Raw genomic sequence first — 16,104 nt, forward strand, 5'->3', positions numbered from 1 at the left:
AGACGCCGCGGTGACCACGGAAGACACTCTGACCGGCAACGCCGGCAAGACCAGCCGTTACCACTTTGATCGCCACACCCCGGAGTACCGCGAGCGGTTCACCGCGATCACCGAGGAGATGCACGCTCGGTGCCCGGTCGCATGGACCGACACCTACGACGGGCACTGGGTGGCCGCGGGCAGCCGGGAGGTCTTCGAGCTCGCTCGATGCCCGCACGTGTCCAACGACCACGACGTGACCGGCGAAGGCACCGGCTATAAGGGCATCACAATTCCCACGCTGAAGCAGGGCACCGGCGTCCGTGGCGGCATGCTCGAGATGGATGAACCCGAGCACGGTGCCTACCGCAGCATCCTCAACCCGTACCTGTCGCCGGCAGCCGTCAAGCGCTGGTCGCCGTTTGTCGACGAGATCGTGCGGGCGAGCATCGACGAGAAAATCGAAGTCGGGCGCATCGACTTCGTCGACGATCTCGCCAACGTCGTGCCCGCCGTGCTGACTCTGGCGATGATGGGCGTTCCGCTGAAGAAGTGGCAGCTCTATTGCGAGCCGGCCCACGCCGGCGTCTACACCCCCGCCGATTCCCCGGAAGCCCCAAAGGTTTTGGAGCAGACGCTGGCGATGGGCATGGACCTGTTCAACCACCTCGTCGAGATCCGCGAGAACCCGCGCCCCGGCTTGGTGGACGCGTTGGCAAGACTCCAGATCGCTGGCGAACCCGCCCCCGATAGCGAACTGCTCGGAATGCTCGGCTTGATCATCGGCGGAGGTTTCGACACGACGACGGCGCTGACGGCGCACGCACTCGAATGGCTCGGCGAAAATCCCGAGCAGCGCGACCTGCTGCGGCGCGAATCGGAAACGCTGCTCGACTCGGCGACCGAGGAATTCCTGCGTTACTTCACGCCTGCTCCCGGCGACGGTCGCACGATCGCCGCCGACCTCGAAATCGCGGGCACGCAGTTCAAGGAGGGCGATCGCCTGTGGTTGTCCTGGGCGATGGCCAACCGCGACCCCGCGGTGTTTCCCGATCCGAATCAACTGGACCTCGGCCGTAAGAACAACCGGCACTTCAGCTTCGGGCTCGGCATCCACCGCTGCATCGGCTCTAATGTCGCGCGCGTCGTGTTCAAGTCGATGCTCACGGCGGTGCTCGATCGGATGCCCGACTATCGCTGCGATCCGGAGGGCACCGTGCACTATCAGACCATCGGGGTGATCCAGGGCATGCAGCACCTTCCGGCCACCTTCACCCCCGGCAGGCGGCTTGGACCGGGGATCGACGAGACGCTGGAGAAGCTGCAGCGGGTCTGCGACGAACAGGGGATCGCACGGCCCATCACCGAGTACAAGGAGGCCGCCGTCATCGGCGCCTGACGCGTTTCGCGCCTAGACCGGCAGGTCGCGGCGCAGCTTGGCGACGTGACCGGTGGCCTTCACGTTGTTCGGAGGTACCGGACAACGTTGTTCGGCTAACTGCCCCGCGGTCTACCACCGCTGACACCGCGGCCAGGACGAGAGCCATTCCAGGCGGTCATGAATCGTCCGCCTGCAGCTCGAATATCGGGATGGTGCGCTTAGTTTTTGACTGGTAATTCGCGAAAGCGAACGCGGGTACGGTCGCGTTGATCTTGGGGATGATCGCCTCACGTTCGGACGAGTCGAGCTCGTGCGCGACAACGTCGAACGAGTCGGTGGCGACTTCCACGTGCGCCCGCGGGTTGACCCGCAGGTTGTGCACCCACGCCGGGTTGACGTCGGCGCCGCCGTAACCGGCGACGATCAGCAGCTTGCCGTCGATACGGAAGACCACCAGCGGCGCGACGCGCGGCTCGCCGGACTTCGCGCCCTTCGTAGTGAGTAGCAACAGCTGGTTGCCTTCGAATCGTCCGCCGACCTTGCCGGCGTTGGCGCGGAACTCGTCCGTGATGTTGTTGTTGATTGCCTTGAGCGTCTCGGAATCGGGTTTTTGAGTCACTTTGGACGAAGCTACTTGGCCGCGCCGTCTATTCCTCGCGGAGCGTGCCGCGTTGTACGCCGTGCCTGCCTCAGGCCGAAGGCGCTCGCAGCGGCAGGCAAGAGGTGTCTGCGTGACCGCCGCGAGAAGCGCTGGCTAGACGCGATCGACATGAGCGGCGGTCAGCGCGGGGGGCCGAGAATGACCTGTCCGAACTTGTCCGCTCCCTCGACCAAACGCGAGGGCGGAATTTCAAAGCCTTCCGGACGTGGTGTCGCCTTGTCGCGACCGGAGTAGCGGAACATTCCTTCAATTCCTGCCGGTGTGTTGATCATCAGTAGATCTGCGGTCTTTGACGTGATGCGATAGGCGTGTGGAATGTTCTTGGGCAAGAACACAATCCCGCCTTCCGCCAACTCCGTCTCTTGGTCGTCTACCCAGACCAGCGCGGTTCCTTTGATCAACATGAACACTTCGTCTTCCCGCGTGTGTTTGTGGTACGGCGGGGCTTCGCCTTCGCTCACATCAAAGCGTCCGATCATCAACTGGCCATCTGTGGCCTTGCCGTCGAGCAAGATTGCCAGTGTGCCGCCGTCGAGCCATTCCAGTTGTTGCTGCTGCTCAGGTTGCGCCAGGTACGCCATACTCATGAGTCATCCCTCTTCGTTGTCGGCGGGAGCACCAACTTCCTCCGGAGTGGGTCAGTTGGGTGACTTCAATGTCGGGTGTCGAGAATAACGCGCATTGCGTATCGGCGGGCTAACGGTTTCAACGCTCCAGCCGTAGCCGTTGGATTCACTCGGTAGCTGTTGCTACCCGAGCAAGAATCTTCTGGATATTTGTTGTCGCATGTGCAGCCTTCACGTTGCACCTGACCACAGGGTGTTCGTGTTCGGTTGTGCCTGACCAACGGGAGAGCGAGGTTGTTCGCAGCTTGCGAATCGCCAGTGCAACGGCCCGCGACCACTGAAAGTGGAGGGATTCATGGCCAAGGGAAGCCGGGCGCCGGTGGGGGTACTTGGGACGGATCAGCTTCCGCAAAGTTGTACACCGGGCCCGAAGGGCCTTTAGTGACGGTAACGGCAAACCAGTGGCAAACGCTCAAGTCGAATTGTGGTGGTATTGGAACGGTGTATCCCCATTTTTGCCCCGGGCAGTAGTGCCAATAGGACGGGCCAGCTTCGGCGGGTGCGGCCAAGCCCAGACCGGCTATCGCTACGCCGCCGGAAACCAGCGCACCCGCGATGATCCGGCCTAAGTTGCGAGGTGTATTCATCGGAAGGTCCTTTCCGCCAAGCGCGCCGCACGTTACGGCGAACCACTTGCGAAAGTCTGGCGTTCGCTCGCGGCTACCGATCTCAAACTGGTGCAGGGACCGACCGGGTTCAACACCGCCTCGATTGTTAGCTCGGAGCTCGCTTAGGACGCCACTTGGGCGATGATCTGCTTGATCTTTGTTGTCGTATGTGCAGCCTTGACGTTGTACTGGGCGACGGCGATCTTGCCCTTTTCGTCGACCACGAACGTGGAGCGGATGACCCCGGTGACGGTCTTGCCGTACATCTGTTTTTCGCCGTAGGCGCCGTAGGCCGTCAGCACCTTGCGGTCGGGATCGGACAGCAGCGGGAACGTCAGCCCTTCCGCGTCACGGAATTTGGCCAGCTTCTCCGGCTTGTCGGGGGAGATCCCGACGACGTCGAGTCCGGCCTCGTTGAGCTCGCTCAGGCTGTCGCGGAAGTCGCAGGCCTGTTTGGTACACCCCGGCGTGGAGGCCGCCGGGTAGAAGTACACGACGACGCGGCGGCCCTTGTAGTCGGCCAGCGACACCTTGGTGCCGTCGGCGTCGAGAAGGCTGAAGGTGGGCGCTTTGTCGCCCGGTGCTAGCCGCGTGGTCTCGCTCAACTCGGTCCCTTTCTCTTCACCGGCGCGTGGGGATGAGCGCCAGCTGATCTAGGGTAGTGCGGGCAGGTGCATCAGCCGGATAGCGGGCGACTTGGAGGGCAGACACGTGGTGGACCGGGACCCCGACGCCATCAAGCAGGAGATCGATGCGGCCCGCGACCAGCTCGCGGCCACCGTCGACTCGCTTGCCGAGCGTGCCAATCCGCGCCGCCTCGCCGACGACATCAAGGCCCACGTGATCGCCTTCGTCACGAAACCCGCAGTGGCCGCCTCGCTGGCCGGAGTCGGTGCCCTGGTCGTCGTGGTGGTCGTGCGCCGGGTCAGGAACCGCTGACCCGACTGCTCTCGACGTGCACCGGCAGGTCGTCCGCCCACGGCTGGGCGGTAACCATGTCGTCGACGACGACGTAACCTCGCTCGAATTCGCCCGTCGCCGCATCCACAAGCCGATACTCCTGCCGCTGCTTCTGGATGGGCTGCGCGTCGAGAATCACGACCCGCACGTCGCCCGGCGCGAACCCGCAGCGCTCTTGTAATGCCTCGATGAGGCATTCGTTGTGCATGTGCCCGTCGCCGAAGTTCCACCCGAGGACCATGGAGCAAAGGACCTCGCCCTCGCACAGGTTGTAGTCGTCCTCGTCGTAGCCGGCCAGTGCGCGGTGCACCAGCGTGAGCAGCGCGCGCCCATGGGTGTTCATGCCGCGGAACGCCAGAGCCAGGTGCAGGGGGATCAGCGTTTCCTCTTTGGTCTTGTACAACCGCTCGAGTTGCAGGTGCTGCATCGGGCCCAGCGCACGCGAGCCGGTGCGGAACTTCTCGTCGACCGACGGCTTGACGCACCACACCGTGGTGTCCCAGTTGCCGGCGTAGTAGCGCATACCGGGCAGGAACGAAACCTTGCGCGGGTAGAGGTTTCCCAGCACGACGACGGTCGTGATGACCGCGAATAGCACGAGGGGCCAGGGGCTGGTCAGATCCGACAGCCCAATGGGGGCGTGCGACACGAACAGCCACAGCACCCCGAAGATCATGAAGACGTTCCACTCCAGCGGGACGCCCATCGGGAAGGCCAACAGGATGTTCAGGTGAAACACGATCATCACGAACGCGGCGATCGTCGTCGGCCAGCCGCCGTGTGAGAAGAGCAGCGCCAGCGGCACCAGACCTTCGATCGCGGTGGAGAAGTGCGCGATGAAGCCCGACAGGGCGCTGGGCCTCAGGTCGTCCGGATAGTGCTTGAACAGCGACCGCTTGAGCACCCCCGACGGGATGAACGGGTTATTGGCCAGCATCGTCGAGATCACAAAAGGGAAGTGGCGGTTGAGCTTTGACGTGGCCGCGCCCAGCCAGATCACCATGAAAACGAGTTTGGCCCCGATGACGATGTCGGCCCCGGCGAACAGGAACGCCAGCGTCAGTGGCCCGTACACCTCGGCGCGAGCGGCCAGGAAGATCACCTTGTCGCGCAAGCTGATCGCGGCCAGGACCGCGAGGACCGCGACGGTCTGCCACCGCGGTAGCACGCCGATCGCCGTGCCCAGAGCCGGAATTGGGCCGGAGCCGTCGGACACCAGCGCCGTCGCGAGCAAGAGGAGCAGCGCGCCGTAGAGCAACACGTCGAACGGGGTCCGGTCGACGCCTTTGGTCAGCGGTACCCGATTCGGCCAGGGTGGCAACCGGATGGTGCCGGGCCGCAGCCAGTACAGGATCGATCCCATCGGCGGGAAGTAGCGCCCGGCCAACGGCCCGAAACAACAACCGAGACCGACGACTTCGAACAGCATGGTGAACAGCACGGCCTTCTGAAACACGATTGGTTCAGACCACCATGCGCTGACATCGCCGAAGCCGCCGATGCCCGTCGTGCACCACCCGAAGAACCAGCCACCCAAGATGTAGAGCGCGATCTTCACGCCGTACATCACGTGCATCACCAGGGGAGTACCGAATCCGTTCTCGGCGATGTGGCGCGTCATCGGGATGATCCGCTCCGCGCGGGTGCCTTTACTCCACTCGGCCACGTCGACGACGGGCAGGTTGGGCTGGATGAACCCCATTACAGCTCCTTCGACAAAGGCCGCCGATCGGTGGTGCTGGCACCGGCGTCACGAAGAAAGTACAGCTATTGGCCGCTAATGCGTAGGGATATCCCGTCCAACGGAATCGATGAACCCGAAGCCAACGGCAATTACCAAACGCGGGGCAGCACTGCCGGATTAACGGGAATGGGCTGGCTCAGCCGACCGTGGCCGCATGGGGCCAGGCTAAGGGGTTGAGCTCGCGGAAAGGATCCTCAGCGCGGACCGCCAGCAGATCCTCCAGTATCGCCTCGAGCGATTGCTGGGTCGTGGAACGTACCGACTCGACCCAATTCTGTGCCGGTTCGGTTTCCGGCTTCGTGGTGTCGACCGGTTCACCAAAGCTCAGATACATTCGCTGCGGGCGGGGGACGAGCGTCGGGCCGATGCCTCGCATCAATGGCATCGCCATATCCGCGTTGCCCGACAGCTTCGTGCTGATGGCCTGGCTCAGCCGGCCCATTCTGCTGGCGCGGGTGACCAAACTCTTGTAGACGTCGTCACCGCCGACCAAGCCGACGGGGACGATCGGGTAGTCGTTTTCCACGGCGACTCGGGCGAACCCGGAACGACCGCGCCAGTTGAGTCGATACTCCTCGCCCTTGAACTTGGCGATTTCTCGGCCACCGCCCGGGAAAACGAGAATTGTCTCGTTGTGCCGCATCAGTTCTCGTGCGGTCTCCGGCGCGCCGACAACGCCGCCGTAGGCGCTTATCAGGTCGTGCCCGAATCCGGGCCGTTCTGCGAACCGGCGGTCCGCAAGCGGCCGCACCCGAACTCCCAGGGCGCGCCGCACGAAGTGCGGAATCAGCAGAACTTCGCCGCCGACGAATTGAGTGTGGTTGCCTACCAACAGGAATCGGCCGTCGGCTGGCAGCGTATCGAGACCGGTGACGTATGGTCGCCATAGGTCTATCAGAGGCGTGATGCCGTCGTGAACCTTCTCCAGCGCACTACGCAAGAACTGCACGCGGCGCGGATGGTTCATCACGGCATCGATATCGATCGGCATGTTCACTGCAACCTCAACTTCAGACTCGGGGTATGACGTGATCGTACCAAACGAACTAGTTCGTATGGGATATGATCTTCACATGCGAACCACGACCGAACTTCGCGAGACGATCCTGACGGCCGCGCGGTCGGAGTTCGCCCAGTACGGGCTGGCCGGGGCACGGATCGATCGCGTCGCGCGGATCGCGGAGGCCAGCAAGGAGCGGCTTTACGCCCACTTCAAAGACAAGGAGGCGCTGTTCCGCAGCGTGGTCGCCGCGGACATGGCGGAGTTCTTCGCCGCCGTCACGCTTCGTGCGGACGCGGTACCGGAATTTGTGGGTGACATCTACGATCTGGCCTGTCGACGACCCGAGCACGTACGAATGGTGACCTGGGCCAAATTGGAGGGGCTGGTTCTGGACCCGCCGCCCGGCGAAGGTCGGGAATCCGTCGCGGCCCGCGACATCGGCACTATCGAGGCGGCCCAGGCGGCCGGATACGTGGACGCGGTCTGGCAGCCTATGGACTTGCTGGTGCTCTTGTTCGGCATCGCCTTGGCCTGGGCGCAGTCGCCACATCCCGACGCCGCTGCGGCTGACCGTGCGGTGATTGCCGCGCGCCGCGCGGCCGCCGTGGAGGCGGCCCGGCGGATTGTTGCCCCCGCATCGTGAAAGCTTGGTGCGCCGTCAGGGTTTCGAACCCCGGACCCGCTGATTAAGAGTCAGCTGCTCTACCAACTGAGCTAACGGCGCCTTGTCGGCCGCGACCGCGCTAGCGACAATAACAGGCATTCTGTCGCCGAGCGAAATCCCTGGACCGTCCCAGTGTAGAGGCTGGATCGAGGGCGATCATTTTGCGTTTGCGGACGCGCCCGATCCTGGCTTAGGGTCACGGGCCGGCCAAACCAGCTGAGTTGCCATGAGCACGGGTCGTAACCCATTAGAATATGTGTAACCATTCGAGGTCATCGGTGACCGAACATCAGCAGAATAATTTGGAAGGTCACTTGATGACGCCTTTGCGCAGACGTCGATCGTGGCTAGTCGTAGCCATGGTCATGTTTGCTGTGTTCGGTGCTTCCTGCGGCAGTACCCCAACTGCCGCGCCGGCGAAGGTCATCTTCGACAAGGGCACACCGTTTGCCGACCTGCTGGTCCCCAAGCTCACCTCCTCGGTATCCGACGGTGCCGTCGGCGTCACCGTCGATGCGCCGGTGACGGTGAACGTCGCCGATGGCGTGCTGGCGTCGGTCACGATGGTCAACGACAACGGCAGGACGATCAACGGCCAGCTGAGCCCCGACGGACTGCGCTGGTCGACCACCGAGCAGCTCGGTTACAACCGGCGCTACACGCTGAACGTGAAGGCGCTCGGGCTGGGCGGAGCGGCGAGCCGTCAGATGAGCTTCGCGACAAGTTCGCCCGCGCACCTGACGATGCCCTACGTCGCTCCGGGCGACGGTGAGGTCGTGGGCATCGGCGAGCCGGTGGCGATCCGGTTCGACGAGAACATCGCGGACCGCGCCGCGGCTCAGAAGGCCATCAAAATCACCACGAACCCGCCTGTCGAGGGTGCGTTCTACTGGCTGAACAACCGGGAAGTCCGTTGGCGCCCAGAGCATTTCTGGAAATCTGGAACTGGCGTCGACGTGGCGGTCAACACCTACGGCGTCGACCTGGGCGACGGGATGTTCGGCGAGGACAACGTCAAGACCCACTTCACGATCGGCGACGAGGTCATCTCGACCGCCGACGACAACACCAAGATCGTGACGGTCCGGGTCAACGGTGAAGTCGTGAAGACCATGCCGACGTCGATGGGTAAGGACAGCACCCCGACCGCCAATGGCTTCTACATCATCGGTGGCCGATACCGGCACATCATCATGGACTCGTCGACCTACGGGGTTCCGGTCAACTCGCCCAACGGTTATCGCACCGAGGTCGACTGGGCCACGCAGATGTCCTACAGCGGCGTCTTCGTGCACTCCGCGCCGTGGTCGGTCGGTGCGCAAGGCCACACCAATACCAGCCACGGCTGCCTGAACGTGAGCCCGAGCAACGCCGAGTGGTTCTACGACCACAGCAAGAGCGGAGACATCGTCGAGGTCGTCAACACGGTCGGGTCGACGCTTCCGGGCACCGAGGGTCTGGGCGACTGGAACATCCCCTGGCCGCAGTGGAAAGCGGGCAACGCCAACACCTGACATCGTCCGAGGCGTGTGAGTTCCCCTGCGGCGCAGTCGTTCTACGCCTTGGCGTAGCACGCGGTTATGCGCAGGTGAAGAGTGGGTCGCAGACGACGGTAAACGTGCATCCCGAGGCTGCGGGGGCCGTGAACGCGAGGATCAGGGCGAGGACGACCTTGCACTTCAGACCGGACATTGACCACTCCGTACGTATCGAATGGGGTGATGTTACGCCATGGCGTCCTGGGAAACGCGGCGTGGGCAAATATCGACTCCGGTGCGATAGCGGGGTTAGGCGTCGGCAACCGCTGCCCGCGGTCAGGTGAGCTGATGACGGCGTGATGTCATTGCACCACAACGCAATAGGCGGCCGGCAGCATCGCGCTAGGCGATCCCTGGGCGCCGGTTTCCCGTCGCGCCTCGAGCGGCAATAGCTCTCGGTAAGCAAAAAGGTCAGAGGGCAGATATGCCCTCTGACCTGTTGGGGTGAGTGACGGGACTCGAACCCGCGACATTCAGGATCACAACCTGACGCTCTACCAACTGAACTACACCCACCATGGCCGCGCGCATAGACGCGCAGCGACTGTCGATACTAGCGGTTCGGTGGCTCGACGGCCGAATCGATTTCCTCACGCGCGCCGTCCCTGCCCGCTGGATCGGCGGCCACCGCCGCGATTTCGCTGGTAGAAGGCCCCGGCAGCGGCACGAACGCGGTACGACGGTAGAACTGCAGCTCGCGGATGGATTCGCGGATGTCGGCCAGGGCCCGGTGGGTGACGCCTTTGACCGGCTGGCCGTAGTAAATGCGGGGGTACCAGCGGCGGCAGAGTTCCTTGATCGAGCTGACGTCGATCATCCGGTAGTGCAGAAACGCGTCCAGGGCGGGCATATCGCGGGCGATGAACGAACGATCGGTGGCGATCGAATTGCCGGCGAGCGGCGCTGTCTTGGGCTGCTTGACGTGCTTGCCGATGTAGTCGAGCACCATCGCCTCGGCGGTCGCCAGGTCGACGGTGGATGCCCGCACTTCGTCGATCAACCCCGAGCGGGTGTGCATTTCGGTGACCACGTCGATCATCGACGACAGGGCGGCGTCGTCGGCGTGGATCACCACGTCGACCCCGTCCCCGAGAATGTTCAGGTCCGCGTCGGTGACCAGGGCTGCGATTTCGATCAACTTGTCCGAGCCCAGTTCCAAGCCGGTCATCTCGCAGTCGATCCACACCAGTTCGTCGCGCACAGCGCTCAGCGTAAGCCCACGTGAGCCCCTGCCCCTGCCTCCCCCTGGCAAGTAGTGTTGGGCGTTGCAACTTTCAGGCGAGAGGGGCGGAGCGCGATGACCACCGAATCAGCGGCCGGCGGATCCGCACGGCGGATCGCGAGCGGCTACGCCGTCGAAGGCCAGGCATTGGAATTGGGCACCGTCGTCGTCGACGGCGCCGTCGACCCGACCGCGCAGATTCGCATCCCGCTCGCCACCGTCAACAGGCATGGTCTGGTGGCCGGGGCGACCGGGACCGGCAAGACCAAGACGCTGCAGCTGATCGCCGAGCAGCTCAGTGCCGCAGGCGTCTCGGTGTTGATGGCCGACGTGAAGGGCGACCTGTCGGGCCTGTCCCGGCCGGGGGAAGCCAACGACAAGACCGCGGCGCGCGCCAAAGACACCGGCGACAACTGGGTGGCCACCGGATTCCCCGTCGAGTTCTTGTCGCTGGGCACCGACGGGGTCGGGGTGCCGATACGGGCGACGGTCGCCAGCTTCGGCCCGGTGTTGTTATCAAAGGTATTGGGGCTCAACGCGACTCAAGAGTCCACCCTTGGGCTCATATTCCACTGGGCGAAGGAGGGTAACCGTCCGCTGGTCACGCTGAACAATCTGCGCACCGCCATCAGCTACCTGGCCAGCGACGAGGGCAAGGACGACCTGAAATCTCTTGGCGGGGTGTCGTCGACGACGGCGGGCGTCATCTTGCGGGCCCTGCTGAATCTCGAATCCGAGGGCGGCGATACGTTCTTCGGCGAGCCGAAGCTCGACCCGCAGGACCTGCTGCGTGTCGATGACCAGGGCCACGGCGTCATCTCGCTGCTCGAATTCAGCGGCCAGTCATTGCGTCCGGTCATCTTCTCCACCTTCCTGATGTGGGTGCTGGCGGATCTGTTTGCCGTCCTGCCCGAGGTAGGCGACGTCGACAAACCGAAGCTGGTGTTCTTCTTCGACGAGGCGCACCTGTTGTTCACCGACGCGTCGAAAGCGTTCCTCGAACAGGTCGAGCAGACCGTCAAGCTGATCCGTTCCAAGGGTGTCGGGGTGTTCTTCTGCACCCAGCTGCCCACGGATCTGCCCAACGATGTGCTGTCCCAGCTGGGCGCGCGGGTCCAGCACGCCCTGCGGGCGTTCACCCCCGACGACCAGAAGGCACTGTCCAAGACCGTCCGTACCTATCCCAAAACCGATGTCTACGACCTGGAGTCGGCGTTGACGTCGTTGGGCATCGGCGAGGCCGTCGTCACCGTGCTGTCGGAAAAGGGGGCGCCGACGCCGGTTGCCTGGACACGCATGCGGGTGCCGCGGTCGCTGATGGGCGCCATCGGCACCGACGCGATCGCCGCGGCGGCCAAAGCCAGTCCGCTGCAGGCCAAATACGGTCAGACCATCCAGCAGCCATCGGAACCCGAAGCGCCGCAACCGGCCCCGCCGTCACCGCAGGCCCCGTCGCCGCAGGGGAAAAGCAACCCCGTGCCGTATCCGGACCCCTACGACATACCGCCCATGCCCGCACCGGCCGAGCCGCAAGGCCCCTCCATGTGGGAGGAAGTGCTGAAGAATCCGACCGTGAAAAGCGGCATCAACACCGCGATACGCGAAGCGGTGAAAAGCATCTTCGGCACGGGTCGCGGCCGCCGTAAGTGACACGGGCAGCGGCCTTTGGTCGCGAGCCTAACGGCACTGCGAAATATCGGGCGGATTTTCGCAGCCTGGTTAGGCTCGCGGGCCCCCGCCGTGAGTAACGCTTACCCGCCGCCGAGCTTCTTGTAGAAGCTGCCGACGATCGGGGCCACGATCGCGCGGGGAGCGTACCCGCTCCCGACCGACATCGCCTTCGACGTCAAGCCCGGAACGACGCGCATCTTGTTGCGCTCCAACGCATCCAGCGAGACTTGCGCGGTGTGCTCCGTCGAGATCCACAGAAAGTCCGGCACCAGCCGTTCCACCAGTGACTTTTCGGCGTCGTCGGGGAGGTCGGTGCGCACCGGTCCCGGGGCCAGCAGCGTGACGTGCACACCCGAGCGGCGCAGTTCACCGCGCAACGATTCGCTGAAGGTGTTGACGAACGCCTTCGACGCGGCATAGGTCGCGTTGTAGGGGATCGGCGAATTGCCCGCCGCCGAACCGGAAATCAAGATGCCGCCGGCCCCGCGCTCGACCATCCCCGGCAGCACCGCCAACGTAAGGTCGTGCACCGCCACGGCATTCAGTTGCACCTGGGCCTTCTCGCCCGCCGGGTCGAGGCCGGAAACGGGGCCGAACGTTCCGGTACCCGCGTTGGCGCACAGGATCGAGATGTTGCGGGTCGCCAACTCGTCGCACAGTTTCGCCCGTTCCGTCGGGTCGGCGAGGTCGGCGGGCCGCACCTCCACGGTGACGCCGTACTTGTCGGTTAGCCGCGCGGCAAGGTCCTTGAGTATCTCCTCGCGTCGCGCGGTGACGATCAGGTGATGCCCGCGCGCGGCCAATTCCGTGGCCAGCGCTTCGCCGATGTTTTGCGAAGCTCCAGTGACGACGGCGCGCGCATCGGGGCTGGGAGCGGGTACCGGCATGCGCCAATCGTAGACAGCCGCCAAATTTCTCCGACAACAGCCGCAACCGCGGCGCAGCCAGGCGCGGCGGGGCGTCCGCTCAACAAATAGAGTGCCGAGCATGGGTCAGCCGGAAGTGGGCGCGGGCACGATCGCGCGATCCCGGGTGGTCGCATGGGCGCTGTGGGATTGCGGGTCAACGGGTCTGAACGCGATCGTGGCGACTTTCGTGTTTTCCGTCTACCTGACCAGCAGCGTGGGGGTCGGCATAGCCGGAAGCACCACGCCGGAGAGTTGGCTGGGCCGCGCGGGTGCGCTTGCCGGGCTGACGGTCGCGCTGCTGGCGCCGCTGGTCGGCGTGTGGGTGGAATCACCGCATCGCCGGCGGGTGGCCCTGAGCGTGCTGACCGGCATGGCGGTCACGCTGACCTGCGCGATGTTCCTGATCCACGATCGTCCCACCTACTTATGGGCCGGGTTGGCACTGCTGGGCGCGACGGCCGCATGCGGCGACCTGGCCAGCGTCCCGTACAACGCCATGCTGCGTCAGCTCTCGACCCCGCAGACGGCGGGCCGGATTTCTGGTCTGGGCTGGGCGGCTGGCTACCTCGGCAGCGTCCTGCTGCTGTTGCTGATCTACACGGGCTTCATCGCCGGCTCCGGCGACGGGCCGGACGCCGTGCGGGGGCTGCTGCGAGTGCCCCTGGCCGACGGGCTGTATGTCCGGGAGGCCATGCTGGCCGCCGCGGCCTGGCTGGCGGTGTTGGCGTTGCCGTTGCTCTTCATCGCACACCGGCTGCCCGACACCGGCGAGGTGTACCAGCCGACGACGATGCTCGGCGGCTATCGCAAGCTGTGGACCGAAATCTCCGCGGAGTGGCGGCGCGACCGCAACCTGGTCTACTTCCTCGGCGCCAGCGCGCTCTTTCGCGACGGGCTTGCGGCGATATTCGCCTTCGGCGCCGTGTTAGGCGTCAACGTCTACGGCATTTCGCAGGCCAACGTGCTGATATTCGGTGTCGCGGCCAGCGTGGTCGCGGCCGTCGGCGCGGTGATGGGCGGCTTCGTCGATCACCGGATCGGATCCAAACCGGTCATCGTCGCATCGCTAGTGGCGATCATCGCCGTCACGCTCACCATGATGGTGCTCTCGGGTCCGGTGGCCTTCTGGGTGTGCGGGCTGATGCTGTGCCTGTTCATCGGGCCGTCGCAGTCCTCGGCGCGTGCCCTGCTGTTACAGATGGCCAACAACGGCAGGGAAGGCGTGGCGTTCGGGCTGTACACAATGACGGGCCGGGCGGTCGCATTCGTGGCGCCGTGGCTGTTCTCGGTGTTTGTCGACGCCTTCGGCGCCGTCCGCGCCGGGCTGGGCGGGATATCGCTGGTGCTGATCGCCGGACTGCTCGCGATGCTGGTGGTCCGTGTCCCGCCACGGCATGCCATCGCGGTCGAGCCGGCTCCGGTCGAACAGTCTTAGCGTCCTCCGGCGTCGCAGACGGTGATGCCGGCACCGACGCGCTGACGCATCTGCACGCCGTCCACGGTGACCGTGCAGGTGACGTTGTGGCCGATGTTGATGATCGTGACGCTGGCCGGATGGGTGGCCGACTGCGACAGGCTGACCTGCTTGCTCCAGGGCAGCGCGACATTGAACTCGGTCTGGATGACGTCGCCGGTATCCCAGTAGGTGATGCTGATCGCGCGACCGTCGCCGTTGACGGTGTAGACGACGTTTTGCATCGCGCCTGGGGTGCCGGTGGGCCCGGTCGAGCCGCTGGGCGGCGGCACCGGCAGGAAGGTGCGTGACGGCGGCGTCGTCCGCGTCGATGGGCTGGGCGTCGGGCTCTGCGCACTCGATCCCGGCATGGCGGGCAACGGCGGCACGGCGGTCTGGGTTTTGATCGCGCCGTTGGTGAGGATCAGCGCGATCAACAGTGCGACGACCAGCATCACCGCAGCGCCGGCGCCGATGAGCAACCATCGGGGCGATCTCGGACCGTCCGGCGGCGGGGGAGCATTGCCATCGGGAGGCAGCCCGCCCGGCGGCGGCTGGTCTTGCTGCCAGTACGCCGGCAGCCGTTTGGTGGGGTTGGTCTCGTTCAGACCCGGCGCCCATTGGGGTGCATACCCGCCATAAGCAGGCACATAGGGCGCTTGGTCGGCGTAGGCCGGATCAACGAGCGGCGCGTTCCGCGGGCCAATCGGCCCGGTCGGTTCGGATCCCGCTTGAGGGGGACTAAACCACTCGGGTCGACGTGGATCGTTCATGTCCACCTCATAATTTGCAGGGTACCTAAGCCGAGCAGCTGGGCGTGGATTCTGTCGATGACGCCCGATTCAGCTGATCCGGCCTCCGGCACCCAGGGCGGCGACCGTCATGGCTCGCATGACGGCGCGCGACCGCGCCGCGCGGGCCGGCTTCTCCGCCGCCTTCATGCTGTGCGGCGTCGAGTTCAGCAAGCCGAATGCCGCGTGCGCCGCCAGCCGGGCATCGGCTTCGGCCAGCGCCGGGTCCAGCTCCCGCAGTACGCCGACCCAGACCTCTACGTATTGGCGTTGCGCCTTGCGTACCTGCCGTTCCGCGGCCACCGGCAGGTGTGCCAGGTCGCGGTCCTGGATGCGGATCAGGTCGGGCTCGCCGAACGCGAAGTCGAGGTGAAAATCGATCAGGCCGTCCAGGGCGCCGGCCGCATCAGTGCTGCCGGCGGTGACATCGCGGGCGCCGGCGAGCAGCCGGGCGCTGATCCCGACCAGCAACTCGACCAGCATCGACTCCTTGTTGGGAAAGTGCCGGTAGATGGCCGGGCCGCTCACCCCGGTGGCGGCACCGATGTCTTCGAGTCGCACCGCGAGAAAGCCGCGCTCGGCAAAGAGCCGTTCGGCAGCGGCAAGGAGTTGCAATCGCCGGTCGGATTTCAACTGGCTGCGGCGATTTGGCGTTTCGGACTGACCGGGCGAGGTGTCCGGAGTGGACGCTGTCATAGACGGCCCTCCACCTGTGTCCGGAAGCTTCGGTTAATCGTCACTAACATAGCATGAGTTATTCGTGATTAACTCACTTCCAGCTAACGGCCGTCCCTGGACGCGGCGACGTGCCCGCTGGTATTGTCTGCCCCAGTTAATCAGCATTAACTGAAGTGCCTACCCCCCGACGACGAGGAGGCTGCTGCGGCGATGGACG

The 16,104-nt window shown here is 64.8% G+C and carries 15 protein-coding genes and 2 tRNA genes; 6 read left to right on the plus strand and 11 right to left on the minus strand.

Going from position 1 to position 16,104, the window contains the following annotated elements:
• Positions 1–10 precede the first annotated feature (10 nt).
• Positions 11–1,378, plus strand: coding sequence for a cytochrome P450 (locus ACZY0B_RS02805; RefSeq protein ID WP_463762454.1), 1,368 nt, complete (start codon positions 11–13; stop codon positions 1,376–1,378).
• Positions 1,379–1,535: 157 nt separating this feature from the next.
• On the opposite strand, the gene ACZY0B_RS02810 is transcribed toward ACZY0B_RS02805, so the two are convergent.
• The 3 genes from ACZY0B_RS02810 to bcp form a co-directional block, all read right to left on the minus strand.
• Positions 1,536–1,979, minus strand: coding sequence for a nitroreductase family deazaflavin-dependent oxidoreductase (locus tag ACZY0B_RS02810; RefSeq protein ID WP_463762455.1), 444 nt, complete (start codon positions 1,977–1,979; stop codon positions 1,536–1,538).
• 161 nt (positions 1,980–2,140) lie between these two features.
• Positions 2,141–2,608, minus strand: coding sequence for a cupin domain-containing protein (locus tag ACZY0B_RS02815; RefSeq protein ID WP_463762456.1), 468 nt, complete (start codon positions 2,606–2,608; stop codon positions 2,141–2,143).
• Between the two features lie 769 nt (positions 2,609–3,377).
• A complete protein-coding gene (gene bcp, locus ACZY0B_RS02820; RefSeq protein WP_463762457.1) occupies positions 3,378–3,860 on the minus strand; it encodes a thioredoxin-dependent thiol peroxidase in 483 nt (160 codons plus the stop codon).
• A gap of 106 nt (positions 3,861–3,966) precedes the next feature.
• Here bcp and ACZY0B_RS02825 point away from each other — a divergent pair, with 106 nt between their 5' ends.
• Positions 3,967–4,194 carry a DUF3618 domain-containing protein gene (locus tag ACZY0B_RS02825; protein ID WP_463762458.1) on the plus strand — a complete coding sequence of 76 codons (228 nt, stop codon included), beginning with the start codon at positions 3,967–3,969 and terminating at the stop codon, positions 4,192–4,194.
• Here ACZY0B_RS02825 and ACZY0B_RS02830 read toward each other — a convergent pair.
• Positions 4,181–5,917, minus strand: a complete 1,737-nt coding sequence (locus tag ACZY0B_RS02830; RefSeq protein WP_463762459.1) for a DUF3556 domain-containing protein — start codon at positions 5,915–5,917, stop codon at positions 4,181–4,183. The two genes, ACZY0B_RS02825 and ACZY0B_RS02830, sit on opposite strands and share 14 nt — an antisense overlap.
• A gap of 178 nt (positions 5,918–6,095) precedes the next feature.
• Positions 6,096–6,950, minus strand: a complete 855-nt coding sequence (locus ACZY0B_RS02835; protein WP_463762460.1) for a lysophospholipid acyltransferase family protein — start codon at positions 6,948–6,950, stop codon at positions 6,096–6,098.
• Positions 6,951–7,032: 82 nt separating this feature from the next.
• On the opposite strand from ACZY0B_RS02835, the gene ACZY0B_RS02840 reads away from it, so the two are divergent.
• On the plus strand, positions 7,033–7,605 hold the full coding sequence (locus tag ACZY0B_RS02840) for a TetR family transcriptional regulator (protein WP_463762462.1): 573 nt from the start codon (positions 7,033–7,035) through the stop codon (positions 7,603–7,605).
• Between the two features lie 5 nt (positions 7,606–7,610).
• Here ACZY0B_RS02840 and ACZY0B_RS02845 read toward each other — a convergent pair.
• Positions 7,611–7,686 (minus strand) — tRNA-Lys (locus tag ACZY0B_RS02845).
• 257 nt (positions 7,687–7,943) lie between these two features.
• On the opposite strand from ACZY0B_RS02845, the gene ACZY0B_RS02850 reads away from it, so the two are divergent.
• Complete coding sequence (locus tag ACZY0B_RS02850) at positions 7,944–9,140, plus strand: L,D-transpeptidase (protein ID WP_463762463.1); 1,197 nt, start codon at positions 7,944–7,946, stop codon at positions 9,138–9,140.
• A gap of 464 nt (positions 9,141–9,604) precedes the next feature.
• Here the strand turns inward: ACZY0B_RS02850 and ACZY0B_RS02855 are convergent.
• A tRNA-His gene (locus ACZY0B_RS02855) sits at positions 9,605–9,680 on the minus strand.
• Positions 9,681–9,717: 37 nt separating this feature from the next.
• Positions 9,718–10,365 carry an oligoribonuclease gene (gene orn, locus ACZY0B_RS02860; protein WP_463762464.1) on the minus strand — a complete coding sequence of 216 codons (648 nt, stop codon included), beginning with the start codon at positions 10,363–10,365 and terminating at the stop codon, positions 9,718–9,720.
• 96 nt (positions 10,366–10,461) lie between these two features.
• Here orn and ACZY0B_RS02865 point away from each other — a divergent pair, with 96 nt between their 5' ends.
• Positions 10,462–12,036, plus strand: a complete 1,575-nt coding sequence (locus ACZY0B_RS02865) for a helicase HerA-like domain-containing protein (protein WP_463762465.1) — start codon at positions 10,462–10,464, stop codon at positions 12,034–12,036.
• A gap of 101 nt (positions 12,037–12,137) precedes the next feature.
• Here the strand turns inward: ACZY0B_RS02865 and cmrA are convergent, their stop codons facing one another.
• Complete coding sequence (gene cmrA, locus ACZY0B_RS02870; protein ID WP_463762466.1) at positions 12,138–12,944, minus strand: mycolate reductase; 807 nt, start codon at positions 12,942–12,944, stop codon at positions 12,138–12,140.
• 100 nt (positions 12,945–13,044) lie between these two features.
• On the opposite strand from cmrA, the gene ACZY0B_RS02875 reads away from it, so the two are divergent.
• Positions 13,045–14,400, plus strand: coding sequence for an MFS transporter (locus ACZY0B_RS02875; RefSeq protein WP_463762467.1), 1,356 nt, complete (start codon positions 13,045–13,047; stop codon positions 14,398–14,400).
• Here ACZY0B_RS02875 and ACZY0B_RS02880 read toward each other — a convergent pair.
• Together ACZY0B_RS02880 and ACZY0B_RS02885 are read right to left on the minus strand one after the other, a co-directional pair.
• The gene (locus tag ACZY0B_RS02880; protein WP_463762468.1) at positions 14,397–15,191 is read right to left on the minus strand and encodes an MmpS family transport accessory protein; all 795 of its coding nucleotides are present in this window, start codon (positions 15,189–15,191) and stop codon (positions 14,397–14,399) included. The genes ACZY0B_RS02875 and ACZY0B_RS02880 overlap by 4 nt on opposite strands.
• A 69-nt stretch (positions 15,192–15,260) precedes the next feature.
• Positions 15,261–15,905, minus strand: coding sequence for an SACE_7040 family transcriptional regulator (locus ACZY0B_RS02885; RefSeq protein WP_463762469.1), 645 nt, complete (start codon positions 15,903–15,905; stop codon positions 15,261–15,263).
• Positions 15,906–16,104 lie beyond the last annotated feature (199 nt).

The organism is Mycobacterium sp. IDUB_19 (genome assembly GCF_055419445.1).